This window comes from Vibrio sp. 1457, from assembly GCF_033340195.1.
GTDB classification, from domain to species: Bacteria; Pseudomonadota; Gammaproteobacteria; order Enterobacterales; family Vibrionaceae; genus Vibrio; species Vibrio alginolyticus.
In genome coordinates, this window is the sequence record NZ_JAWOWA010000011.1 from 1 (window position 1) to 18,460 (window position 18,460).

Genomic DNA, 18,460 nt, shown 5'->3' on the forward strand with positions numbered 1-18,460 from the left:
ACCGGAAGTAATCGCAGACCGGATATATACCGGACTAGAAAAGATAAAGGCGCATGAATTTCTTCATACGCCTTTCGAAATATGGTGGCCCCTCGCAGACTTGAACTGCGGACCAATCGATTATGAGTCGACTGCTCTAACCACTGAGCTAAGGGGCCTTAATAGGACAACGATTATAGGGGAAGCGTTGCAAGGTGTCTAGATACCAACTAGGGCAATTGCGCTTAGTTTTTATCCACTTAGAACAGTAGATAATAAAAAAGGTGACCTAAAGTCACCTTTTTTGATTTCTAAAAGCTTGTATGCGCTGCGATTATTCGTCTAGGAAGCTGCGCAGAGTCTCTGAGCGGCTTGGGTGACGAAGTTTACGTAGTGCTTTTGCTTCGATCTGACGGATACGCTCACGAGTAACGTCGAACTGCTTACCAACTTCTTCTAGAGTATGGTCAGTGTTCATGTCGATACCAAAGCGCATACGAAGTACTTTCGCTTCACGTGGCGTTAGACCTGCAAGCACGTCTTTTGTTGCCACTTTAAGGCTAGTTGCTGTTGCAGAATCTAGCGGAAGTTCTAGCGTTGTATCTTCGATAAAATCACCTAGATGCGAATCTTCGTCGTCACCGATTGGTGTCTCCATTGAGATAGGCTCTTTAGCGATTTTTAGAACTTTACGAATCTTGTCTTCTGGCATTTGCATGCGCTCTGCCAGTTCTTCCGGTAGTGGCTCGCGACCCATCTCTTGCAACATTTGACGAGAAATACGGTTTAGCTTGTTGATCGTTTCGATCATGTGTACCGGGATACGAATCGTACGTGCTTGGTCCGCGATTGAACGAGTGATTGCCTGACGGATCCACCACGTTGCGTAAGTCGAGAACTTGTAACCACGACGATATTCGAACTTATCTACCGCTTTCATCAGACCGATGTTACCTTCCTGGATCAGATCCAAGAACTGTAGGCCACGGTTGGTGTATTTCTTCGCGATAGAAATTACAAGACGCAAGTTCGCTTCAACCATCTCTTTCTTCGCACGGCGAGCTTTTGCTTCACCGATAGACATACGACGGCTGATGTCTTTAATGTTCTGTACGTTTAGAGAAGTCTCTTCTTCAATCATTTTTAGCTTAGCGATTGAACGACGGATTTCTTCTTCGTTACGTTTGATCTTTTCAGCGTATGGCTTGTCTGAAGCAAGAACTTCATCCAGCCAAGCTTCACTTGATTCATTACCAGTGAACAGCGCGATGAATGATTTCTTCGGCATTTTGCCGTATTCAACCACTGACTTCATGATCAGACGCTCTTGTGTACGAACGCGATCCATAGCAGTACGCAGTTCATTCACTAGGTGATCAAACTGTTTAGGCGTTAGACGAAACTCGCGGAATACGTCTAGCATCATTTCATTAGCAACGGTTGCTTTCGGGCTGTTATAGCCGTACTCGTTGATTGCTAATTGAAGATTTTGATAGGTGCTGCGTAGTTGGTTGAATTTCTCTAGCGCTAATTCAGGATCGATACCTACATCTTCTTCAGAATCATCTGAATCGTCATCGCTATCTTCGTCGTCATCAACGTCTTCATCGTCTTCTTCTTCTAACTGAGATTCAGTCAGTTCAGAACCGATGTGTGTTGCCGTTGGTGCAGCGGTGTCGTCAGCATCTGGATCTACAAAACCTGAAATTAGGTCTGTAAGACGTAGTTCTTCAGCTTGAACTTTGTCAAATTGCTCAAGAATGTACGGAATTGTGCCTGGGTATTCAGCAACAGACGATTGAACTTGGTTAATACCTTCTTCAATACGTTTTGCGATGTCGATTTCGCCTTCGCGAGTTAGAAGTTCGACAGTACCCATCTCACGCATGTACATACGTACTGGGTCTGTTGTACGACCAATCTCACTCTCTACGCTAGAAAGTGCAGCGGCTGCAGCTTCAGCTGCATCTTCATCGGTAATATTTGTGTCATCGTTCAGTGCTAAATCATCAGCATCAGGAGCAGTTTCTACTACCTTAATGCCCATGTCGTTGATCATCTGAATGATGTCTTCTACCTGTTCTGAATCTACGATTTCAGCAGGTAGGTGGTCATTTACTTCGGCGTAGGTCAGATAGCCTTGTTCCTTGCCTTTAATAACAAGTGACTTTAGCTGTGACTGCGGATTGTGATCCATAGACGGTATCCAACTTCGTAATCTGGTGAAGGAATCAGTATGCGAAATGCAAACCACTTACTATAACAAATTAAATCGTTGCTGACTAATTAAACAGGGTTACGCTTTTAAATCTAGCATAAGTGCTAGCAGCTCCCTTTTCTCTTCGGCTGATAAACCGACACTTCTTGCTTTGGCCTGCAGGTTTTCAATTTGTTTTTCTACGCACTGGGCAATAATTTTATCCAGTGAGTCTAAAAAGATTTCTTCTTGGTTGTCCTCATCGAGTGGAATGTCCCAACTCGCGAGACGAGACAGAAGGGTCTCATTTTGGCTGTTTCGCCAATGCTCTAATAATTGGCCTGTGTTGATATGGGGATGCGCTTGGCATTTATCAAGTACATCAACAAATAAACTTAGACCAGGAATGGGCAAATCTCTAACGCTAGTTAGATCTGGCACCATACTTACGTATTGTGGGTTTTGAATCAGTAACGCGATCACTTCTCGCATCGGCGTTCGCTTGATTTCTTTATGAGGTTGAGGCCTTTTATCCTCTTTACCTTGTTTTGAAATTAGCTGCTGTAGTTGGCGTTCATCAACCAAACCCAAACGGCGGCCAAGCAATTCTCTCAAGTATAGTCTTAAAGTGCCGCCAGGGACTTTATCAATGAGAGGAACCGCAAGAGTACTCAGTTTTGCCATGCCTTCTTTCGTGCTCATATCGACCTGCTGAGTCAATGAGCTGAACATGAATTCAGACAAGGGCATCGCATTAGACACTTGCTGCTCAAATGCTTGTTTTCCGTTTTGTCGGATATAAGAGTCGGGATCTTCTCCATCCGGCAAAAACATGAATTTTAACTGGCGACCATCCGTTAGGTAAGGCAATGCATTTTCCATGGCACGCCACGCGGCTTCACGGCCTGCGCGGTCACCGTCATAACAACACACGACGGTGCTTGTTTGCCTGAATAACACTTGCAAGTGATCGCCCGTTGTCGAGGTTCCCAATGAGGCAACGGAATAATCTACGCCATATTGAGCAAGCGCGACAACATCCATATAGCCTTCAACCACTAAAATTTGTGGTGGCTCACGGTACGCTTGTAGTACTTCATAAAGGCCATACAACTCTTTACCTTTATGAAATATCGGGGTTTCGGGTGAGTTAAGATATTTTGGTGTCCCATCACCTAATACTCGACCACCAAAGCCTATTACTCGACCGCGTCTGTCTCGAATAGGAAACATCACTCGACCACGGAATCGGTCGTAGCGGTTGCCTTTATCGTTTTCAATCAACATGCCGCCAGTGACGAGCATGTCTTGGTTTTCTTTATTCTGGCCAAAGTTCTTACGAACTAAATCCCATTCATCAGCCACATAGCCGATGCCAAACTTCTGGACGATTTCACCAGACAGGCCGCGATCTTTTAGATACTCAATCGCCACCTTACTTGCTGGCTGTTTGAGTTGGTTACGATAAAATTGAGCAATGCTGCCCATTAAGTCGTATAGGTTACGTTTTTCACTGCTGCTTGCTTGTGGGCCTGATTGAAACGAACCATTACCGCCGCTACGTTGTTCGCGAGGAACATCTAAACCCAAGTATGAAGCGAGTTCTTCAATGGCTTCGACGAATTCTAGTCGGTCGAATTCCATCAAAAAATCGATGGCATTTCCATGCGCGCCACAACCAAAACAATGGTAGAACTGCTTTTCTTGACTGACACTGAATGAGGGTGTCTTTTCGTTGTGGAACGGGCAGCATGCGCCGTAGTTTTTGCCTTTTTTCTTAAGTTTCACACGTGCGTCGATGATATCGACAATATCAAGTCGAGCTAGAAGGTCATCGATAAAACTGCGAGGGATGTGTCCAGCCATAAAACCTAACAAAAAAAGAAGATGATGAGTGGAGTGAATGCCTTAAAAGAATGAGCGTATTGCCCATTGATTTCATTCCATCCATCCAGATACAAACAAGCCGTGCGCTCCAAAGGATAGCACGGCTTGCTGCAATTGGGTGGGGTACCTTAAGCCAATTTAGCGCGAACTAAACCGCTTACTTTACCCATATCTGCACGCCCTTGAATTTGCGGTTTCAGAACGCCCATTACTTTGCCCATGTCTTGCATGCCAGCTGCGCCAGATTCAGCAATCGCGTTCTCGATGAGAGCCGCTACTTCTTCGTCTGTCAGTGGTTGAGGCATAAAGTCCTCAAGAACGGTAATTTCTGCTTGTTCCGCATCAGCAAGATCTTGACGACCCGCTGCTTCAAACTGCGCTACAGAATCGCGACGTTGTTTAACCATCTTGGTCAATACTGCAAGAATGTCGTCATCGTTCAGAGTAATCTGTTCGTCAACTTCACGTTGCTTGATTGCTGATAGGGCTAAACGAATAGTACCAAGGCGCAATTTGTCCTTGGCTTTCATCGCTAATTTTTGCTCTTCTTTGAGTTGATCAATCAGAGCCATAACTAAATTCCTTTTGGAGCTCAGTTATTAGTACAGGCGAACGCGACGAGCGTTTTCGCGAGCTAGCTTCTTAGCGTGACGCTTTTGAGCTGCTGCTTTAGCGCGTTTGCGAACTGTAGTTGGTTTTTCGTAGTGCTCACGACGACGCACTTCAGAAAGGATACCTGCTTTTTCGCAAGAGCGCTTAAAACGACGTAGAGCAACGTCGAACGGTTCGTTTTCACGTACTTTAACTACTGGCATATGCCTTTCACCTCAGGGGTTATTCGTTAACGCTGGTATTCAACAGACCAAATCACAATTGTTAGGTCTCTTACCAGCTTGATCAAAAATGGTGCGGAATTTTAATCCGATCACAACTACTTTGTAAAGCCTTTTGTCGATTATTGTCTGTACAAAATTTGTTTGCAGCACCAAGGCGAGGTAATATGACGCCCAAATTTCCTCTATACAGAAAGCATACTGAGAAAACCATGCGCATTATTGGTATTGAAACCTCTTGTGACGAGACTGGCATCGCAATTTATGACGATGAAAACGGTCTCTTGTCACACAAGCTATACAGCCAAGTAAAACTGCACGCAGATTACGGCGGTGTGGTGCCTGAGTTGGCTTCACGTGACCACGTAAAGAAAACCATTCCTCTTATTAAAGAGGCACTAAAAGAAGCGAACTTAACTTCAAAAGACATCGATGGTGTCGCGTATACCGCGGGGCCTGGTCTTGTTGGGGCGCTATTAGTGGGTGCGACTATCGGTCGCAGTATTGCTTATGCTTGGGGAGTGCCAGCGGTACCTGTTCATCATATGGAAGGTCACCTATTGGCCCCAATGTTGGAAGATAACCCTCCACCGTTCCCGTTTGTGGCGGTATTAGTATCGGGCGGTCACTCTATGATGGTGGAAGTGAGAGGCATCGGTGAGTACAAAATTCTAGGTGAGTCGATTGATGATGCGGCGGGCGAAGCGTTTGATAAAACAGCGAAGCTAATGGGTTTGGATTACCCAGGCGGTCCACTATTATCTAAACTGGCGGAAAAAGGTACACCGGGCCGCTTTAAGTTCCCGCGCCCAATGACGAATGTGCCAGGTTTGGACATGAGTTTCTCTGGTCTAAAAACCTTTACGGCTAACACGATTGCTGCAAACGGTGATGACGAGCAAACCCGCGCGGACATCGCATTGGCATTTGAAGAGGCTGTGTGTGCTACGTTGGCTATTAAATGTAAGCGCGCGCTTGAGCAAACAGGCATGAAACGCATTGTTATTGCTGGTGGTGTGAGTGCTAACCGTCGTTTGCGAGCTGAGTTAGAGAAGTTAGCGAAGAAAGTTGGCGGCGAAGTTTACTACCCACGTACTGAGTTCTGTACAGATAACGGTGCGATGATCGCTTACGCAGGCATGCAGCGCTTGAAGAATGGCGAAGTGGCTGATATGTCAGTAGAGGCTCGTCCACGTTGGCCAATTGATCAACTAACACCTGTCGCTTAGTCAAATTTATGCGGTAGGTTTGAAACCGGTTCTTTGTAATAAAGGTCTCTGCTCCTCAGAGGCCTTTATTTTTAATTATTCAATGAACCGCCTCGTTTTACATTCTGACTGATGCGATCAGTTCGCGATTGTTTCAGTGCTAGGATGACGTGGAAGAATAAGAAATGGATATAACAATGAATAAGTTTGAAATTGAAGGTCAGCAACTTGCTTATCTAGATAAAGGTGAGGGCCCTGTGCTTCTATTTGGTCATAGTTACCTTTGGGATAGCCAAATGTGGGCGCCACAAGTTGAGGTTTTAAGCCAGTCATTCCGTTGTATTGTGCCAGATCTTTGGGCACATGGTGAATCGGACGCTGCACCTGCATCGACACAGTCATTGGCCGACTATGCACAACATATGTTGGCATTGATGGATCATTTAGATATCGAAGAATTCTCGATAGTGGGCTTATCTGTTGGCGGCATGTGGGGAGCTGAGCTAACGGCTCAAGCGCCGCAACGTGTTAAGTCACTGGTATTGATGGATACCTTCATTGGCTGGGAGCCAGAAGTTACGTATAAAAAGTATTTTGCAATGCTTGATACCATCAGCCAAGTCCAAGCAGTGCCTGCGCCAATTATTGAAGCCGTTGTGCCGCTGTTCTTTGCCAACAACGTCAATCAGGATAACCCTAAACTTGTCGCTTCATTCAAACGCAGTTTAGAAGAGCTGAACGGTGAGCGTGCGGTGGAAGTAGCTCGCATGGGGCGCATGGTGTTTGGTCGCCGTGATGTGATTGAAGATTCGGAAAAATTCGCTCTGCCGACGTTAATTGCGGTGGGCTGTGAAGATAAGCCTCGCCCGGTTTTCGAATCGTATTTAATGAAAGACTGTATCACGGGCAGTGAGTTGGTAGAAATTCCGCAAGCGGGACACATCAGTTGTTTAGAACAGCCGGAGTTCGTCAACCAAATGTTGTTGAACTTCCTGAATCGAGTTCATGCGTAACCAATGCATCCCTCTTTAAACGAAAAACTCGGCATTAAGCCGAGTTTTTTTGTGTCAGTTTCTTCTCGCCGATTTTTGGCTCGTCGCCAGACAAAAGCCGACGAATATTTTGATGATGCTTAAATACGATTAAGCAACACAGCATAGCAACAGGTAACGTGTATTGCGGTTTAAACATCCAAGTATAAAACGGAGTGACCAAAACCGTGACGAGAGCCGCTAAGGATGAATAGCGGAATAGCGCGGCTACTGACAGCCAAGTTAACATCACCAATCCTGTTAAGTCCAAACCAATCGGAGCGATAGCGCCAAGCGCGGTTGCGACACCTTTTCCGCCTTTAAAGTGGAAAAAGATGGGGTACATGTGGCCAAGACAGGCAGCAATGGCGATGACGCCAAGAATGATAGGGTCGATACCAAGAAAGTATCCGCCCCACACGGGGATAGTGCCTTTGAGCATATCGCACAACAAGACTGAAACAGCGGCTCCTCGTCCGCCAATACGCAATACGTTCGTTGCTCCAGGATTGTTAGATCCCACACTGCGTGGGTCTGGCAGTTTTAAGAGTCGACAGATCAAAACCGCACTGGAAACCGAACCTAATAAATAGGCGGCCATTGTCATTATCAGTGCCAGTGCGTCCATAGAAGTCCTTGATGGATTGGAATTTAATGCTCGGTTCCCGCGTAGTTGCTATCATACCCCGAATTTACATAATGCAGAAATCCTCACTGTGATAGAGCTTGCATTATGTGATTTCTTGTATATAAAGATGCTTTCGCAGTTTATACCTAAGTAACATTGTGATGACCAAAGTAAATGTTACTTAGGTATAGAATACTACGATCAAATTACCCCTCACGGGTATCCGACCTCTGTAATAGAAGGACATAAGATGGCTCTGGATAAAGTTTTTATTGAACAGTTAGAAGTAATCACCACAATTGGCGTGTACGACTGGGAGCAACAAATCAAACAAAAGTTGGTTCTAGATATTGAAATGGCACACGATAATAAACCTGCGGGCAAAAGTGATGATGTGCAAGATGCACTGGATTATTCGCAGGTGAGTGAGGCGGTACTTAACCACATTGAAAATGGTCGTTTCTTACTGGTCGAGCGCGTGGCTGAAGAAGTAGCAGAGCTTATCATGCTGCGTTTCTCAGTGCCTTGGGTGAAAATCCGCCTAGCGAAGCCTGGCGCCGTGCCGCAAGCACGTGCTGTTGGTGTGGTGATTGAGCGAGGCCGAGCATGATCACCACCTATATCGGTGTTGGGACGAACGTAGAAAGAGAGCAACATGTGCTTGCTGCGTATCAGGAGCTGCAACGGCTTGGAGAAAATCTCCTCGTATCACCGATATATGAATGCGAACCTATTGGTTTTAGCAGCAAGAATTTCTACAACTTTGTCGTTGCAATGCGTACCGAGTTGTCATTAGAAGAGTTGAGCCATCAACTACGCGAGATTGAATTTAAGTGGGGACGCGAAGAAAACGCGCAAAAGTATCAGGATCGAACACTGGATCTCGATATAGTGTTGTTCGGTGAGCGCGTCTCCAAGAAAAAACCTGAGCTACCTCGCAGTGATATCTACAAATATCCTTTTGTCACAAAGCCGCTGTATGATCTCGAACCGCAATTAGTGATCCCAGGCGATGGACGCACAGTCGCAGACATTTGGCATGCTATGCAGCCAGTCGATTCGCTCAAACCCGTTTCCTTTCATTTTTAATTTGAGTTGTTTACATGAGTTATTTTGAAGCCTTTATTTTGGCTCTGATTCAGGGGCTGACAGAGTTTTTGCCTATTTCAAGCTCTGCCCATTTGATCCTGCCTTCCGCTATTTTAGGATGGGAAGACCAAGGTCTAGCCTTTGATGTTGCTGTTCACGTCGGTACATTAATGGCTGTCGTGATCTATTTTCGTCATGAAGTAATCACTTTGTTTCAAGCGTTATTTGCTTCGATCTTTAAAGGAGATCGCAGTAAAGAAGCTAAATTGGCTTGGATGATCGTGATTGCGACGATTCCAGCTTGTGTGTTCGGCTTATTGATGAAAGACATCATTGAAGTGTATCTACGTAGCGCTTACGTCATCGCGACTACTACGATCGTATTTGGCCTGTTGCTATGGTGGGTAGACAAAAACGCTAAACTCGTTGCCGATGAATACCAAACGGGTTGGAAGAAAGCTGTATTTATCGGTATTGCTCAAGCCTTAGCGATGATTCCTGGAACTTCACGTTCAGGGGCGACCATCACAGCAGCGCTTTACCTTGGCTTTACTCGAGAAGCGGCTGCCCGATTTTCGTTTTTAATGTCGATCCCAATCATTACATTAGCTGGTAGCTACTTAGGCATGAAGTTAGTGACCAGTGGTGAACCTGTCCATGTTGGTTTCTTAATGACTGGCATTATCACATCGTTTATCAGTGCGTACACCTGTATCCACTTCTTCTTGAAGATGATTTCACGAATGGGCATGACACCGTTTGTGATTTACCGTCTCATTTTGGGCGTCGGTTTGTTCGCTTTTCTATTAAGTGCATAATTGATGTTAACGAAAAACGCACGCGAAATCCGCGGGCGTTTTTGTTTGTTCGTTACTTCTTAAGTGCTGCTTTCACTGCTTCAATACGTCGTTTTTCTTGCTCGTCACGAATCGCAGGGCCTTTAAAGCCCTCTTTGATAATGGCTTGAACGTCAACTGCCGCTGCTGCTTGGTAGGCTTGCCTAAAAATATCCGCCTGTGGATATGGTTGCGTTTCCAGTCCTTTACGACCAGCGTGATCCGCTTGGCAGCAAAGCAAGATATCTTGCAGACGTTCGGACTTACGCCACACATCAAGTTTATTGAGTATTTTAATTATGGTTTGTGGTTTAAGTTCAGCCGCGCGATGAATATTGGAGTGCTGTTCGCACACCATCAAGGCTAAATCACGAAACTCATTTGGTACCCGGACACGTTCGCACAGCTTTTTGATCAGTTTTAATCCTGTATGGCAATGCATTTTGTGGCTTGGCCATTCGCTCTCTGGCGTCACGCCCTTACCCAAGTCATGCACTTGGGCGGCAAACCTGACGGGGAGTGAGTTACTCAATTTTGCGGCTTGCTCTGCCACCATCAAAGTATGGATGCCAGTATCGATTTCTGGATGCCACTTCTCAGGTTGAGGTACGCCAAATAGTGCATCAATTTCAGGTAACACCACGGTTAATGCACCACAGTCTCGTAGAACCGATAAGAAAATATCAGGGCGAGGAGTAGAGAGAGATTTATGCCATTCTTGCCAAACACGCTCGGGAGTCAGTGTGCTCAGCTCTCCGGACTCTGCCATGTGACGCATTAACCGCATGGTTTCGTCGGCAACCGTATAGTTTAGATCAGCAAGCTTCGCTGCGAAGCGAGCGACACGTAAAACGCGTAGAGGGTCTTCAATAAAGGCGTCTGATACATGGCGTAGCAGTTTATCGTTGAGATCTTGCTGGCCACCATATGGGTCATGGATCGTGCCATCACTCTCCATTGCCATCGCGTTAATGGTTAAATCACGACGTATCAAATCTTCTTCTAAGGTGACGTTTTGATCGAAGAAACATTCAAAACCAGTGTAACCAGAACCTGACTTTCTCTCTGTTCGTGCAAGGGCATATTCTTCTTTACTTTTGGGATGCAGAAATACAGGAAAGTCTTTACCAACGGCGGTGTATCCTTGGGACAGCATCATCTCGGGCGTCGCGCCTACGACCACCCAGTCGTTGTCATAACTATCAATTCCGAGCAATTTATCTCGAACTGCGCCACCTACTAAATAAACTTGCACGAATTACCTCTTAATTTATGGATATGCCGTTGGACATTGTAGCAAGCAATGGTACTTTTCTTTACTCCTAAGAATAGAAGAAGAGCGTTTATACCATGTCTGACTATTCCCAGGTGGTTTTTTAGCTGGAGAGCCTAATGTATAAGGACTTTTTTGGGTTTGTCGAACAACCATTTTCGATTGTTCCAAACTCACGTTATTTGTATTTAAGCCAACGTCACAAAGAGGCAATCACACATCTCCAAGCTGGGCTAGGCGATGGCGGTGGCTTTGCTATGCTTACTGGCGAAGTAGGTACAGGCAAAACGACCGTCGCAAAAGCGATGCTGGCGAATTTGGGTGATAACACCAAAGCGGGTCTTATTCTCAATCCCACGTTTTCGAGTAGAGACTTGCTCGAAGCCATTTGCGATGAGTTCAAAATCACCTATCCGCCAGATGCAAACCTCAAACAGCTAAACCAGGTTATCCATCAATATTTGCTGCGTAATTATCGTTCAGGCTGGCAGACATTGCTGGTCATTGATGAGGCTCAACACCTTGCTGCCGACGTTCTAGAGCAGTTGCGCTTGTTGACCAACTTGGAAACCGATACCAGAAAATTGCTCAAAGTGTTGTTGGTCGGGCAGCCTGAATTGCAGCGGTTATTACAAACAACACAACTACGCCAACTTGCCCAGCGTATTACCGGGCGTTATCACCTGTTGCCGTTGGATGAAAAAGAGACAGAAGATTACATCGCATTTCGACTACATACAGCAGGTGGCGACCAGCAACTGTTTAATCGTGCTTCTTGTAAACTTATAGCCAAATACAGTCACGGTATACCGCGGCTCATCAACCTTATCTGTGACAAATCCCTCAACATTAGTTATCACCAGGGTAATGTGGTGGTGGATAAGCAAACCGTTCAGCAGGCCTGTGAAGAAGTGATGCAGTTTCAGGCAGATATTTATCAGCAAGATAAAAAAGAGCGCCGGACTTTCCGTTGGCCTGCTTGGGGCTCTGTCACGGTAGGCCTTATTGCTGCATTAAGTACGGGGTGGGCGGTCGTGAATTATATGCCAGCTCAAGCGACGTCAGTGTTGACACAAGTGACGGAGCCAAGAGTAGAGCCAACACCAACCGTCGTCAGCCAACAGTTAACTGATGAGCAGCGTGATTTATTGTTAACACAAAAACAGTCGAACCTCGCTGTAAATGATTTGTATCGTTTGTGGGGATATCAAGCATCGGTTCGCGATAATCTTTGTTTGTCAGAACCGCAGTCGACTATGCGTTGTGAGCGTAAAATGGCGACTTGGCCGCTGTTGATGCAACAAAATCGCCCTGTGATCTTGGAGTTGAATTATCAAGGTGATGTTGGGTATGTCATTCTATATGCCGTCGGTAATGACCAAGCTGAAGTGCTCAATGGTAAGCAGCGTCTTCGTCTGCCAGTTTCGTGGCTAAAGCCGTTGTGGCAGGGCAATATTATCGAACTGTGGCATGCTCCGCTGAATGAAACATTACGTTTAGACATGGAAGGCCCTGCGATTGAAGTATTAGACCGATTATTAGCAGAAGCGGTGAGTGAGCCACTGCTTGAAACGTCTATTTTTGATGGTGCGATGAAAGAGCGAGTCGAATTATTTCAACGTTGGCAAGGAATTGGTGTCGATGGTATTGCAGGTAAGCGAACGCTAGACCGACTTCAGCAAAATGTTCAGCCAGATGCGCCTCAACTGGCGAGAATCGAGAAGGAGGACGCATAATGTCAGCTGTGAAACATATAGGTCTGTTCTTGCTGCCAATCACTGCTTCTGCTATCGGAGTCGCTTGGTACTTAGATCTCTTTGCACCGAGTGTTGAAGTAGATACAACGTCCCCGATAGAAAAGGTCGAAGTGGTATCACCTTTCAAAGTATTGGACTATCCAGAGAACACCCAGTTGGCCCAATTGCCAAGAGAGTGGCCAAGTGCAGAGCTATCGCGTGATTTTGGTACATTTACCACCCCCGATGAATACACGAGCCATACACCAAGCAGAGATGAAACACGCAACTCAGCATCAACCCAAACGACTTCTGCTGCTGAAGAGGACCTCGGGTTGTCTTTGGATGATCTGGATTTATCCTCATTATCTCCTGATTTAGCTAGGAAGGTCGAAAATGCCTTATCCCGAGATGATGACAATTCGTCATCACAAACGGCACGCGTGAACGATTTAGAGCGCAACGCTCACCAGTGGCAAGGGCGTCTACCTGCGCTTAATTTGCAAACCCATATGTATGCCAGTGATGAAAATCGCCGTTGGGTGAAAATTAACAATGTTGAGTATCATCAAGGGGATGTCGTTGATGATCAGGTCACTCTAAGAGAAATACAACCGCAAGCTGTGATTGTTGAGTTCCAAGGTGAGCAAATTCGTATACCAGCGTTGTATGAGTGGAAAGGGTAACTCTTGTAGAAACACATCAAGCCAGCGAAATCATATCGCTGGCTTTTTATTTTTCAGAGCATCTTTTGCATCTATTCTGATGATGATTTTTAGATACTCAAACAAGCAAAATATAGCTTTTCTCAGTCGTTTAAATAGCACCAATATCATTCATCTATTGATAGCGCGATTCCAGTCAGCGTTGTGTAAAAAGACACCATCTTCACGAACTTCGGAGTAATGACTTGGTCCACGTTAGACCCCATCACATAATAGGAGTCTAAACAGAGACACATGCGTATTCTGATTTTTTCTTTAAGCATTGTTGCATCGACAAGCTATGCAGCAAAGCCAGACCCATTCCCAGTTACACCAGATAGTCGCGGGCAAGATTTCATGGTCAGTGCGACGAATCCTTACGTGAGCAGTACCGGTTACTCAATATTGAAAGAAGGCGGTAACGCTGTTGATGCTATGGTTGCGATGCAGATGGTGATGTCTGTCGTTGAGCCAGATATGACCGGAATTGGCGGCGGGACTTTCGCGCTGTTTTATCAACATGACGAGAAAAAATTTCTGGCCCTTGATGGTCGAGATGAAGCACCCTCTAGCGCGAACCCTGAAATGTTTGTTGAGAATGGGGAAGTACTCAGTCGCAACGAAATATTAGGCCCTCGTTCTGTTGCGGTTCCGGGCACGTTGCGGTTGCTTTACACCACTCATGAACAATACGGCAAGTTGCCATGGGCAGAGCTGATTAAGCCGGCGATTACATTGGCGAGCAATGGGTACGCGATGAACAGCTACACCTACGACATCGTAGTAAGAGAGCAAAGCCGACTTGAGCAAGATCCGGAAGTGAAAGCCTTGTATTGGCAAGGGGACGATATTAAGCCGACGGGAACCTTGATGAAGAACCCTAAGATGGCTGAGACGCTGAGGAAGATCGCGCAACAAGGCGATCGTTACCTTTATGGTGGTGAGCTTGGTCAGCACATCGTAGAGACGGTTAATAGTCGTATTGATGACCAACACGAGAAGTTGTCTTTAGAAGATTTTAAACATTACCAAGTGAAGCAGCGTGACATCATTGAGAGCGACTACCGTGGGAATAAAATCGTCTCTTTTGGTTACCCAGCTTCGGGCGGTGTGATGGTCGCTCAGAGTCTTGAACTGCTCGCACCCTATGACATTGCCCATATGGCGAAAACGGATGTGGAACCTTGGCGTCTCATGACTGAAGCGATGCGAATTGCAAAAGCCGATCGTATTGCGTATGCCGGAGATCCGGATTATGTGGAAACGCCAGTTGAACAGTTGTTGTCTAAAGCCTATCTAGATCAGAGACGTGATTTAATCCCTGATAATGGCACTTTAAAAGAGGATCCAAAAGCAGGACAGATAACGCAAACTCAGTATGCGCAATATCAAGGCTTCGAGAGCAAAGATACAGGGCATATTTCTATCGTCGATAGAGATGGAAATGCAATTGCGATGACCAGCACGGTAGGAACGGGTATGGGCTCGGGTGTGATGGTCGATGGCGTTATCTTGAATGCACAAATGGCGAACTTTTCACCTCAACCAACGCTTAACGGTAAGCCTACTCAAAACTCGATTGAAGCGGGTAAGCGTCCACGCTCAGCCATTACGCCATTAATGGTGATGGACAGTGATGATAACTTGCGTTTGGTGGTTGGGTCACCAGGTAGTTCACAAATCCCGGGGTATGTACTCAAAACCGTGGTTGGGGTGCTGGATTGGAATTTATCAGCGCAAGAGGCTATTGACTTACCAAACATCCAGTATGGCACTAAGATAGACCGCACCAAGTCTTATGACCCGACTGGTTTGCTGGTGGAAAAGAAAACGTTCGCAGAAATGTTGGTGCCTGAGTTTATGGAGCTTGGCTACCCAGTGCACGTTATTCCAGTGGTAAGCGGTTTGAATGCAATTGAGCTAAAAGATGGCAAGCTTTATGGCGCAACGGATCGTCGTCGAGCCTCTAGTTCAATTGGGGAGTAGTACTCACTTCTGTCAAACGAAGCAAACTAAAAAGCCAGTCAATATCGACTGGCTTTTGCGTTCTTTTTAAAGATAAAAGCGTAAGGGTTTATGCCCAACCCGCAGGAGAGCGCTTTCTACGAGGCATGACATGCGGAAGAATCAAACCAAATAGTAAACCTAAACCTGCAACACCGCCGCCATAAGTGAAGTACTTAAGCAGCATGTCATCTTTTTGTGTATCCAGTTTTGCGCGTAGCTCGCGGTTTTCTGTTTCAACAGAAGTAAGCTGATCGCTGATCTCAGAGTATTTATTTTCTAGATCTGAAATTTGTTGGTTACGTGTTTCGAGAGAGGTAACAAGACCGGCTTTCTCTGCATCAGAAGTTTGACGAGCATTAGCAAGCTGCTCTTTTACTTCGGCTAGCTCTTTCTCAATGCGAGGAAGGCGAATTGCCATGCTCTCTTGGTTTGTCACAAACTTGCTTTGTACCCAACCAGTGCGACCACGGTCATCACGAACTTGCGTATAGCCAGTATCTCGGTTGGTTTTAATCAGTTGTACTTTAGAACCGGCGTTAACACTACCGATAATACGGTAGGTGTTATTTGGACCTGAGTGCATAAAAGTGAAGAGGTCATCAGAAATATAACGGTCTGCTGCTAGGGCCGCTGGCGCTGCTAGCAAAGTAAACAAAACCGTGATGATTAGTTTTTTCACAGTAAATCCCTTAACGATTTTTCTTGGAGACAGCGTTGGCACCGAATGATTGGAGCCGGAAATAGACGAATAGTATGCAGTTTCAAACCTCGGTGCAACAAAGAAGGGAGGCAAAGCCTCCCTTTCTGTGCGTTTGAGTCAATAATGACAAAGCGCTTACATTCTATTGACGAGTGTCTTAAGCGAACATCGCTTGAAGTCCGTAGAAGAATACTACGGCCAATAACGCACCCGCTGGTAGTGTAACGATCCATGATGCCACGATGTTACGAACTACGCCTAGGTTCAGTGCTGCGATACCACGAGCAAAGCCAACACCGAGAACTGCACCAACCAATGTTTGAGTGGTTGAAATTGGCAGGCCTGTACCAGACGCTAGAACTACTGTACATGCTGTTGCTAGCTGTGCTGCAAAACCGCGGCTAGGCGTTAGCTCAGTGATGCCTGTACCAACGGTTGCCATTACTTTGTGACCCAGTGTTGCAAGACCGACAACGATACCAATACCACCAAGAGGTAGAATCCACCAAGCGATGGTGCTTTTCGTGCTGATTTCGCCCATGTGTTCAACAGTCGATACGACAGCAGACAGTGGACCAATGGCGTTTGCAACGTCGTTTGAACCGTGTGCAAATGCCATCGCACAAGCGGTGATAACCATCAGAACGCTGAAGATACCTTCCACGCCAGAAAAGCTGCGGTCTTCTTCGCGATTAGCGAATTTTTTCTGGATGTATACGTAGCCGCCAATCATCACAAGTGCTGAAACTGCTGCTGCCCACATCCAGGCTTCACCATTGGTCAGGTGAAGACCAACGTGTTTTAGACCTTTTTTGATGGTTACAAGTGCAATCACCATTGTTGTGATGAACATGTAAACAGGTACAAAACGTTTCGCATTAAACAGAGGGTTCTCTGTATCAAAAATCAGGCGTTGTGCGCTGACAAAGATAACGTAAGCAAAGAAACCTGAAATCACTGGCGTAATAATCCAGCTACCAACAATGCCTTGAACGCTGCCCCAGTCAACCGCTTCAGTACCTACTGATACGCATGCAAAACCAATGATTGCACCGATGATTGAGTGAGTCGTTGATACTGGCCAGCCCATGTAAGAAGCAAGAAGCAGCCATGTACCTGCTGCTAAAAGCGCAGACATCATGCCGTAGACAAGAACATCTGGTTGACTAGCAAATAAAGAAGTTTCGATTACACCTTTACGGATAGTGTCGGTTACTTCACCGCCTGCAAGGTAAGCACCTGCAAATTCGAAGATCATCGCAATGATGATAGCTTGTTTTACAGTTAGCGCTTTTGAACCTACAGATGTACCCATCGCATTAGCAACGTCGTTCGCGCCAATACCAATCGCCATCATGAAACCAAAAATCGCTGCAACAATAATCAGGACAGTGCCGTAGTTCGCAAGGATATCCATCGTAATACCTAGTTGTTTTATAACAAGCGGAACAAAATTTTACGCGCGCCAAACCATAAGACGATGAAAATAGTCATCGTCCCTATGACACGTGTTAATTATGCTCTTCGTTATGTCGTTAACTTTATGTTTTAAGATCGAGATAGCATGACTTCCAAACGAGCACCTACGCGCTGCGCTTGGTCGGCAATACCACCTACCCATTCAAGAATCTTGTACAGGAACATGACATCGATAGGGTTCATGTCAGCTTCAATCACCATCAACTGTTGGCGAAGTTCAATCTGCATGGCATCGGTATCATCTTCGATAACGTCTAATTGATGAATCATTTCAGCGACGAGCGTCACTTCACGGCCTTTGAAGCCGGTTTCTAGCAATTCATCAAGTTCATTGATTACCTTTTGCGCCTGATCGGCAGCATCAAGACAACGTTGAACGTAAGCGAGGAAGTTTGGTTGGAGAGCCTCAGGGATGACAAGTTGACGACCATATACACGGCCAGCAATGTCTTTTGCCAGGTTTGCAAGTTTGTCCTGTTGAGTCAAAAGCTCAAGCATGTCAGTACGGTCGACTGGCATGAACAAACCGCGAGGCAGTTTTAGACGGATTTCACGTTTCAGCACATCCGCTTCTTTCTCTAGGTGAGAAATTTGTGCACGGATTTCTGCTGCTTTTTCCCAATCACCCTTTGAAGATACTTCAAAGAATTTCACCAAGTGTGAACAACATTCGTTGACACACACAACGTGGCGTTGCAAAGGCTTAATTGGGGACTTTGCAAATAACCCCATAATTGTATTTACTGGCATGGTCATTCAACCTAATAACTATAACCTTAAAAAAACATACACCATTTCTGAGTGCTTGGCGAAATGTTGAACGATGGCTATAAAGGCGCGCATGGTAACGCATTAAATCGCTCATTAAAACTG

At 45.7% G+C, this 18,460-nt stretch carries 17 protein-coding genes and 1 tRNA gene; 8 read left to right on the forward strand and 10 right to left on the reverse strand.

Going from position 1 to position 18,460, the window contains the following annotated elements; all coding sequences use genetic code 11:
• Positions 1-82: 82 nt before the first annotated feature.
• The 5 genes from R7Z41_RS13060 to rpsU all read right to left on the reverse strand — a co-directional run bounded on the left by R7Z41_RS13060 (position 83) and on the right by rpsU (position 4,878).
• A tRNA-Ile gene (locus R7Z41_RS13060) sits at positions 83-158 on the reverse strand.
• 155 nt (positions 159-313) lie between these two features.
• Positions 314-2,176, reverse strand: coding sequence for an RNA polymerase sigma factor RpoD (gene rpoD, locus R7Z41_RS13065; RefSeq protein ID WP_005395986.1), 1,863 nt, complete (start codon positions 2,174-2,176; stop codon positions 314-316).
• Positions 2,177-2,275: 99 nt separating this feature from the next.
• Positions 2,276-4,042: a DNA primase gene (dnaG, locus tag R7Z41_RS13070; protein ID WP_005379719.1), complete on the reverse strand. Its 1,767-nt coding sequence runs from the start codon at positions 4,040-4,042 to the stop codon at positions 2,276-2,278.
• A 149-nt stretch (positions 4,043-4,191) separates the two neighbouring features.
• Positions 4,192-4,635, reverse strand: coding sequence for a GatB/YqeY domain-containing protein (locus tag R7Z41_RS13075; protein WP_005379720.1), 444 nt, complete (start codon positions 4,633-4,635; stop codon positions 4,192-4,194).
• Positions 4,636-4,662: 27 nt separating this feature from the next.
• Positions 4,663-4,878 (reverse strand): 30S ribosomal protein S21, encoded by a 216-nt coding sequence (gene rpsU / locus R7Z41_RS13080; protein WP_001145625.1) that lies wholly within the window; start codon positions 4,876-4,878, stop codon positions 4,663-4,665.
• Positions 4,879-5,108: 230 nt separating this feature from the next.
• Here rpsU and tsaD point away from each other — a divergent pair, with 230 nt between their 5' ends.
• Entirely contained in the window at positions 5,109-6,125 is a 1,017-nt protein-coding gene (gene tsaD, locus R7Z41_RS13085; protein WP_005379854.1) for a tRNA (adenosine(37)-N6)-threonylcarbamoyltransferase complex transferase subunit TsaD, read from the forward strand.
• A gap of 176 nt (positions 6,126-6,301) precedes the next feature.
• Positions 6,302-7,117 carry an alpha/beta fold hydrolase gene (locus tag R7Z41_RS13090; RefSeq protein ID WP_005379855.1) on the forward strand — a complete coding sequence of 272 codons (816 nt, stop codon included), beginning with the start codon at positions 6,302-6,304 and terminating at the stop codon, positions 7,115-7,117.
• A gap of 34 nt (positions 7,118-7,151) precedes the next feature.
• On the opposite strand, the gene plsY is transcribed toward R7Z41_RS13090, so the two are convergent.
• A complete protein-coding gene (gene plsY / locus R7Z41_RS13095; protein ID WP_005379857.1) occupies positions 7,152-7,763 on the reverse strand; it encodes a glycerol-3-phosphate 1-O-acyltransferase PlsY in 612 nt (203 codons plus the stop codon).
• A 250-nt stretch (positions 7,764-8,013) separates the two neighbouring features.
• Here plsY and folB point away from each other — a divergent pair, with 250 nt between their 5' ends.
• The 3 genes from folB to R7Z41_RS13110 are packed head-to-tail and all read left to right on the forward strand — an operon-like array spanning position 8,014 to position 9,670.
• Positions 8,014-8,373 (forward strand): bifunctional dihydroneopterin aldolase/7,8-dihydroneopterin epimerase, encoded by a 360-nt coding sequence (gene folB / locus R7Z41_RS13100; protein WP_005379859.1) that lies wholly within the window; start codon positions 8,014-8,016, stop codon positions 8,371-8,373.
• A complete protein-coding gene (folK, locus tag R7Z41_RS13105) occupies positions 8,370-8,852 on the forward strand; it encodes a 2-amino-4-hydroxy-6-hydroxymethyldihydropteridine diphosphokinase (RefSeq protein WP_005387457.1) in 483 nt (160 codons plus the stop codon). Before folB ends, folK begins: the two co-directional genes overlap by 4 nt.
• A 14-nt stretch (positions 8,853-8,866) precedes the next feature.
• On the forward strand, positions 8,867-9,670 hold the full coding sequence (locus tag R7Z41_RS13110) for an undecaprenyl-diphosphate phosphatase (RefSeq protein ID WP_225477669.1): 804 nt from the start codon (positions 8,867-8,869) through the stop codon (positions 9,668-9,670).
• 52 nt (positions 9,671-9,722) lie between these two features.
• On the opposite strand, the gene R7Z41_RS13115 is transcribed toward R7Z41_RS13110, so the two are convergent.
• On the reverse strand, positions 9,723-10,943 hold the full coding sequence (locus R7Z41_RS13115; protein WP_225477667.1) for a multifunctional CCA addition/repair protein: 1,221 nt from the start codon (positions 10,941-10,943) through the stop codon (positions 9,723-9,725).
• A gap of 137 nt (positions 10,944-11,080) precedes the next feature.
• Here R7Z41_RS13115 and R7Z41_RS13120 point away from each other — a divergent pair, with 137 nt between their 5' ends.
• The 3 genes from R7Z41_RS13120 to ggt all read left to right on the forward strand — a co-directional run bounded on the left by R7Z41_RS13120 (position 11,081) and on the right by ggt (position 15,387).
• A complete protein-coding gene (locus R7Z41_RS13120) occupies positions 11,081-12,697 on the forward strand; it encodes an ExeA family protein (RefSeq protein ID WP_033906082.1) in 1,617 nt (538 codons plus the stop codon).
• Positions 12,697-13,383, forward strand: coding sequence for a general secretion pathway protein GspB (locus R7Z41_RS13125; protein ID WP_005387437.1), 687 nt, complete (start codon positions 12,697-12,699; stop codon positions 13,381-13,383). Before R7Z41_RS13120 ends, R7Z41_RS13125 begins: the two co-directional genes overlap by 1 nt.
• A gap of 273 nt (positions 13,384-13,656) precedes the next feature.
• On the forward strand, positions 13,657-15,387 hold the full coding sequence (ggt, locus tag R7Z41_RS13130) for a gamma-glutamyltransferase (protein ID WP_065274168.1): 1,731 nt from the start codon (positions 13,657-13,659) through the stop codon (positions 15,385-15,387).
• Between the two features lie 88 nt (positions 15,388-15,475).
• Here ggt and R7Z41_RS13135 read toward each other — a convergent pair whose 3' ends face one another.
• The 3 genes from R7Z41_RS13135 to R7Z41_RS13145 all read right to left on the reverse strand — a co-directional run bounded on the left by R7Z41_RS13135 (position 15,476) and on the right by R7Z41_RS13145 (position 18,337).
• Entirely contained in the window at positions 15,476-16,087 is a 612-nt protein-coding gene (locus tag R7Z41_RS13135) for a TIGR04211 family SH3 domain-containing protein (protein WP_005379900.1), read from the reverse strand.
• A 178-nt stretch (positions 16,088-16,265) separates the two neighbouring features.
• On the reverse strand, positions 16,266-17,525 hold the full coding sequence (locus R7Z41_RS13140) for an inorganic phosphate transporter (protein WP_005379898.1): 1,260 nt from the start codon (positions 17,523-17,525) through the stop codon (positions 16,266-16,268).
• Positions 17,526-17,656: 131 nt separating this feature from the next.
• A complete protein-coding gene (locus R7Z41_RS13145; protein WP_005379896.1) occupies positions 17,657-18,337 on the reverse strand; it encodes a TIGR00153 family protein in 681 nt (226 codons plus the stop codon).
• Positions 18,338-18,460 lie beyond the last annotated feature (123 nt).

What these genes read in the sequence shown, in the direction of transcription:
- rpoD (WP_005395986.1), bottom strand. Translation starts at nt 2,176, where the DNA reads ATGGATCACAATCCGCAGTCACAGCTAAAGTCACTTGTTATTAAAGGC.
- dnaG (WP_005379719.1), bottom strand. Translation starts at nt 4,042, where the DNA reads ATGGCTGGACACATCCCTCGCAGTTTTATCGATGACCTTCTAGCTCGA.
- R7Z41_RS13075 (WP_005379720.1), bottom strand. Translation starts at nt 4,635, where the DNA reads ATGGCTCTGATTGATCAACTCAAAGAAGAGCAAAAATTAGCGATGAAA.
- rpsU (WP_001145625.1), bottom strand. Translation starts at nt 4,878, where the DNA reads ATGCCAGTAGTTAAAGTACGTGAAAACGAACCGTTCGACGTTGCTCTA.
- tsaD (WP_005379854.1), top strand. Translation starts at nt 5,109, where the DNA reads ATGCGCATTATTGGTATTGAAACCTCTTGTGACGAGACTGGCATCGCA.
- R7Z41_RS13090 (WP_005379855.1), top strand. Translation starts at nt 6,302, where the DNA reads ATGAATAAGTTTGAAATTGAAGGTCAGCAACTTGCTTATCTAGATAAA.
- plsY (WP_005379857.1), bottom strand. Translation starts at nt 7,763, where the DNA reads ATGGACGCACTGGCACTGATAATGACAATGGCCGCCTATTTATTAGGT.
- folB (WP_005379859.1), top strand. Translation starts at nt 8,014, where the DNA reads ATGGCTCTGGATAAAGTTTTTATTGAACAGTTAGAAGTAATCACCACA.
- folK (WP_005387457.1), top strand. Translation starts at nt 8,370, where the DNA reads ATGATCACCACCTATATCGGTGTTGGGACGAACGTAGAAAGAGAGCAA.
- R7Z41_RS13110 (WP_225477669.1), top strand. Translation starts at nt 8,867, where the DNA reads ATGAGTTATTTTGAAGCCTTTATTTTGGCTCTGATTCAGGGGCTGACA.
- R7Z41_RS13120 (WP_033906082.1), top strand. Translation starts at nt 11,081, where the DNA reads ATGTATAAGGACTTTTTTGGGTTTGTCGAACAACCATTTTCGATTGTT.
- R7Z41_RS13125 (WP_005387437.1), top strand. Translation starts at nt 12,697, where the DNA reads ATGTCAGCTGTGAAACATATAGGTCTGTTCTTGCTGCCAATCACTGCT.
- ggt (WP_065274168.1), top strand. Translation starts at nt 13,657, where the DNA reads ATGCGTATTCTGATTTTTTCTTTAAGCATTGTTGCATCGACAAGCTAT.
- R7Z41_RS13140 (WP_005379898.1), bottom strand. Translation starts at nt 17,525, where the DNA reads ATGGATATCCTTGCGAACTACGGCACTGTCCTGATTATTGTTGCAGCG.
- R7Z41_RS13145 (WP_005379896.1), bottom strand. Translation starts at nt 18,337, where the DNA reads ATGCCAGTAAATACAATTATGGGGTTATTTGCAAAGTCCCCAATTAAG.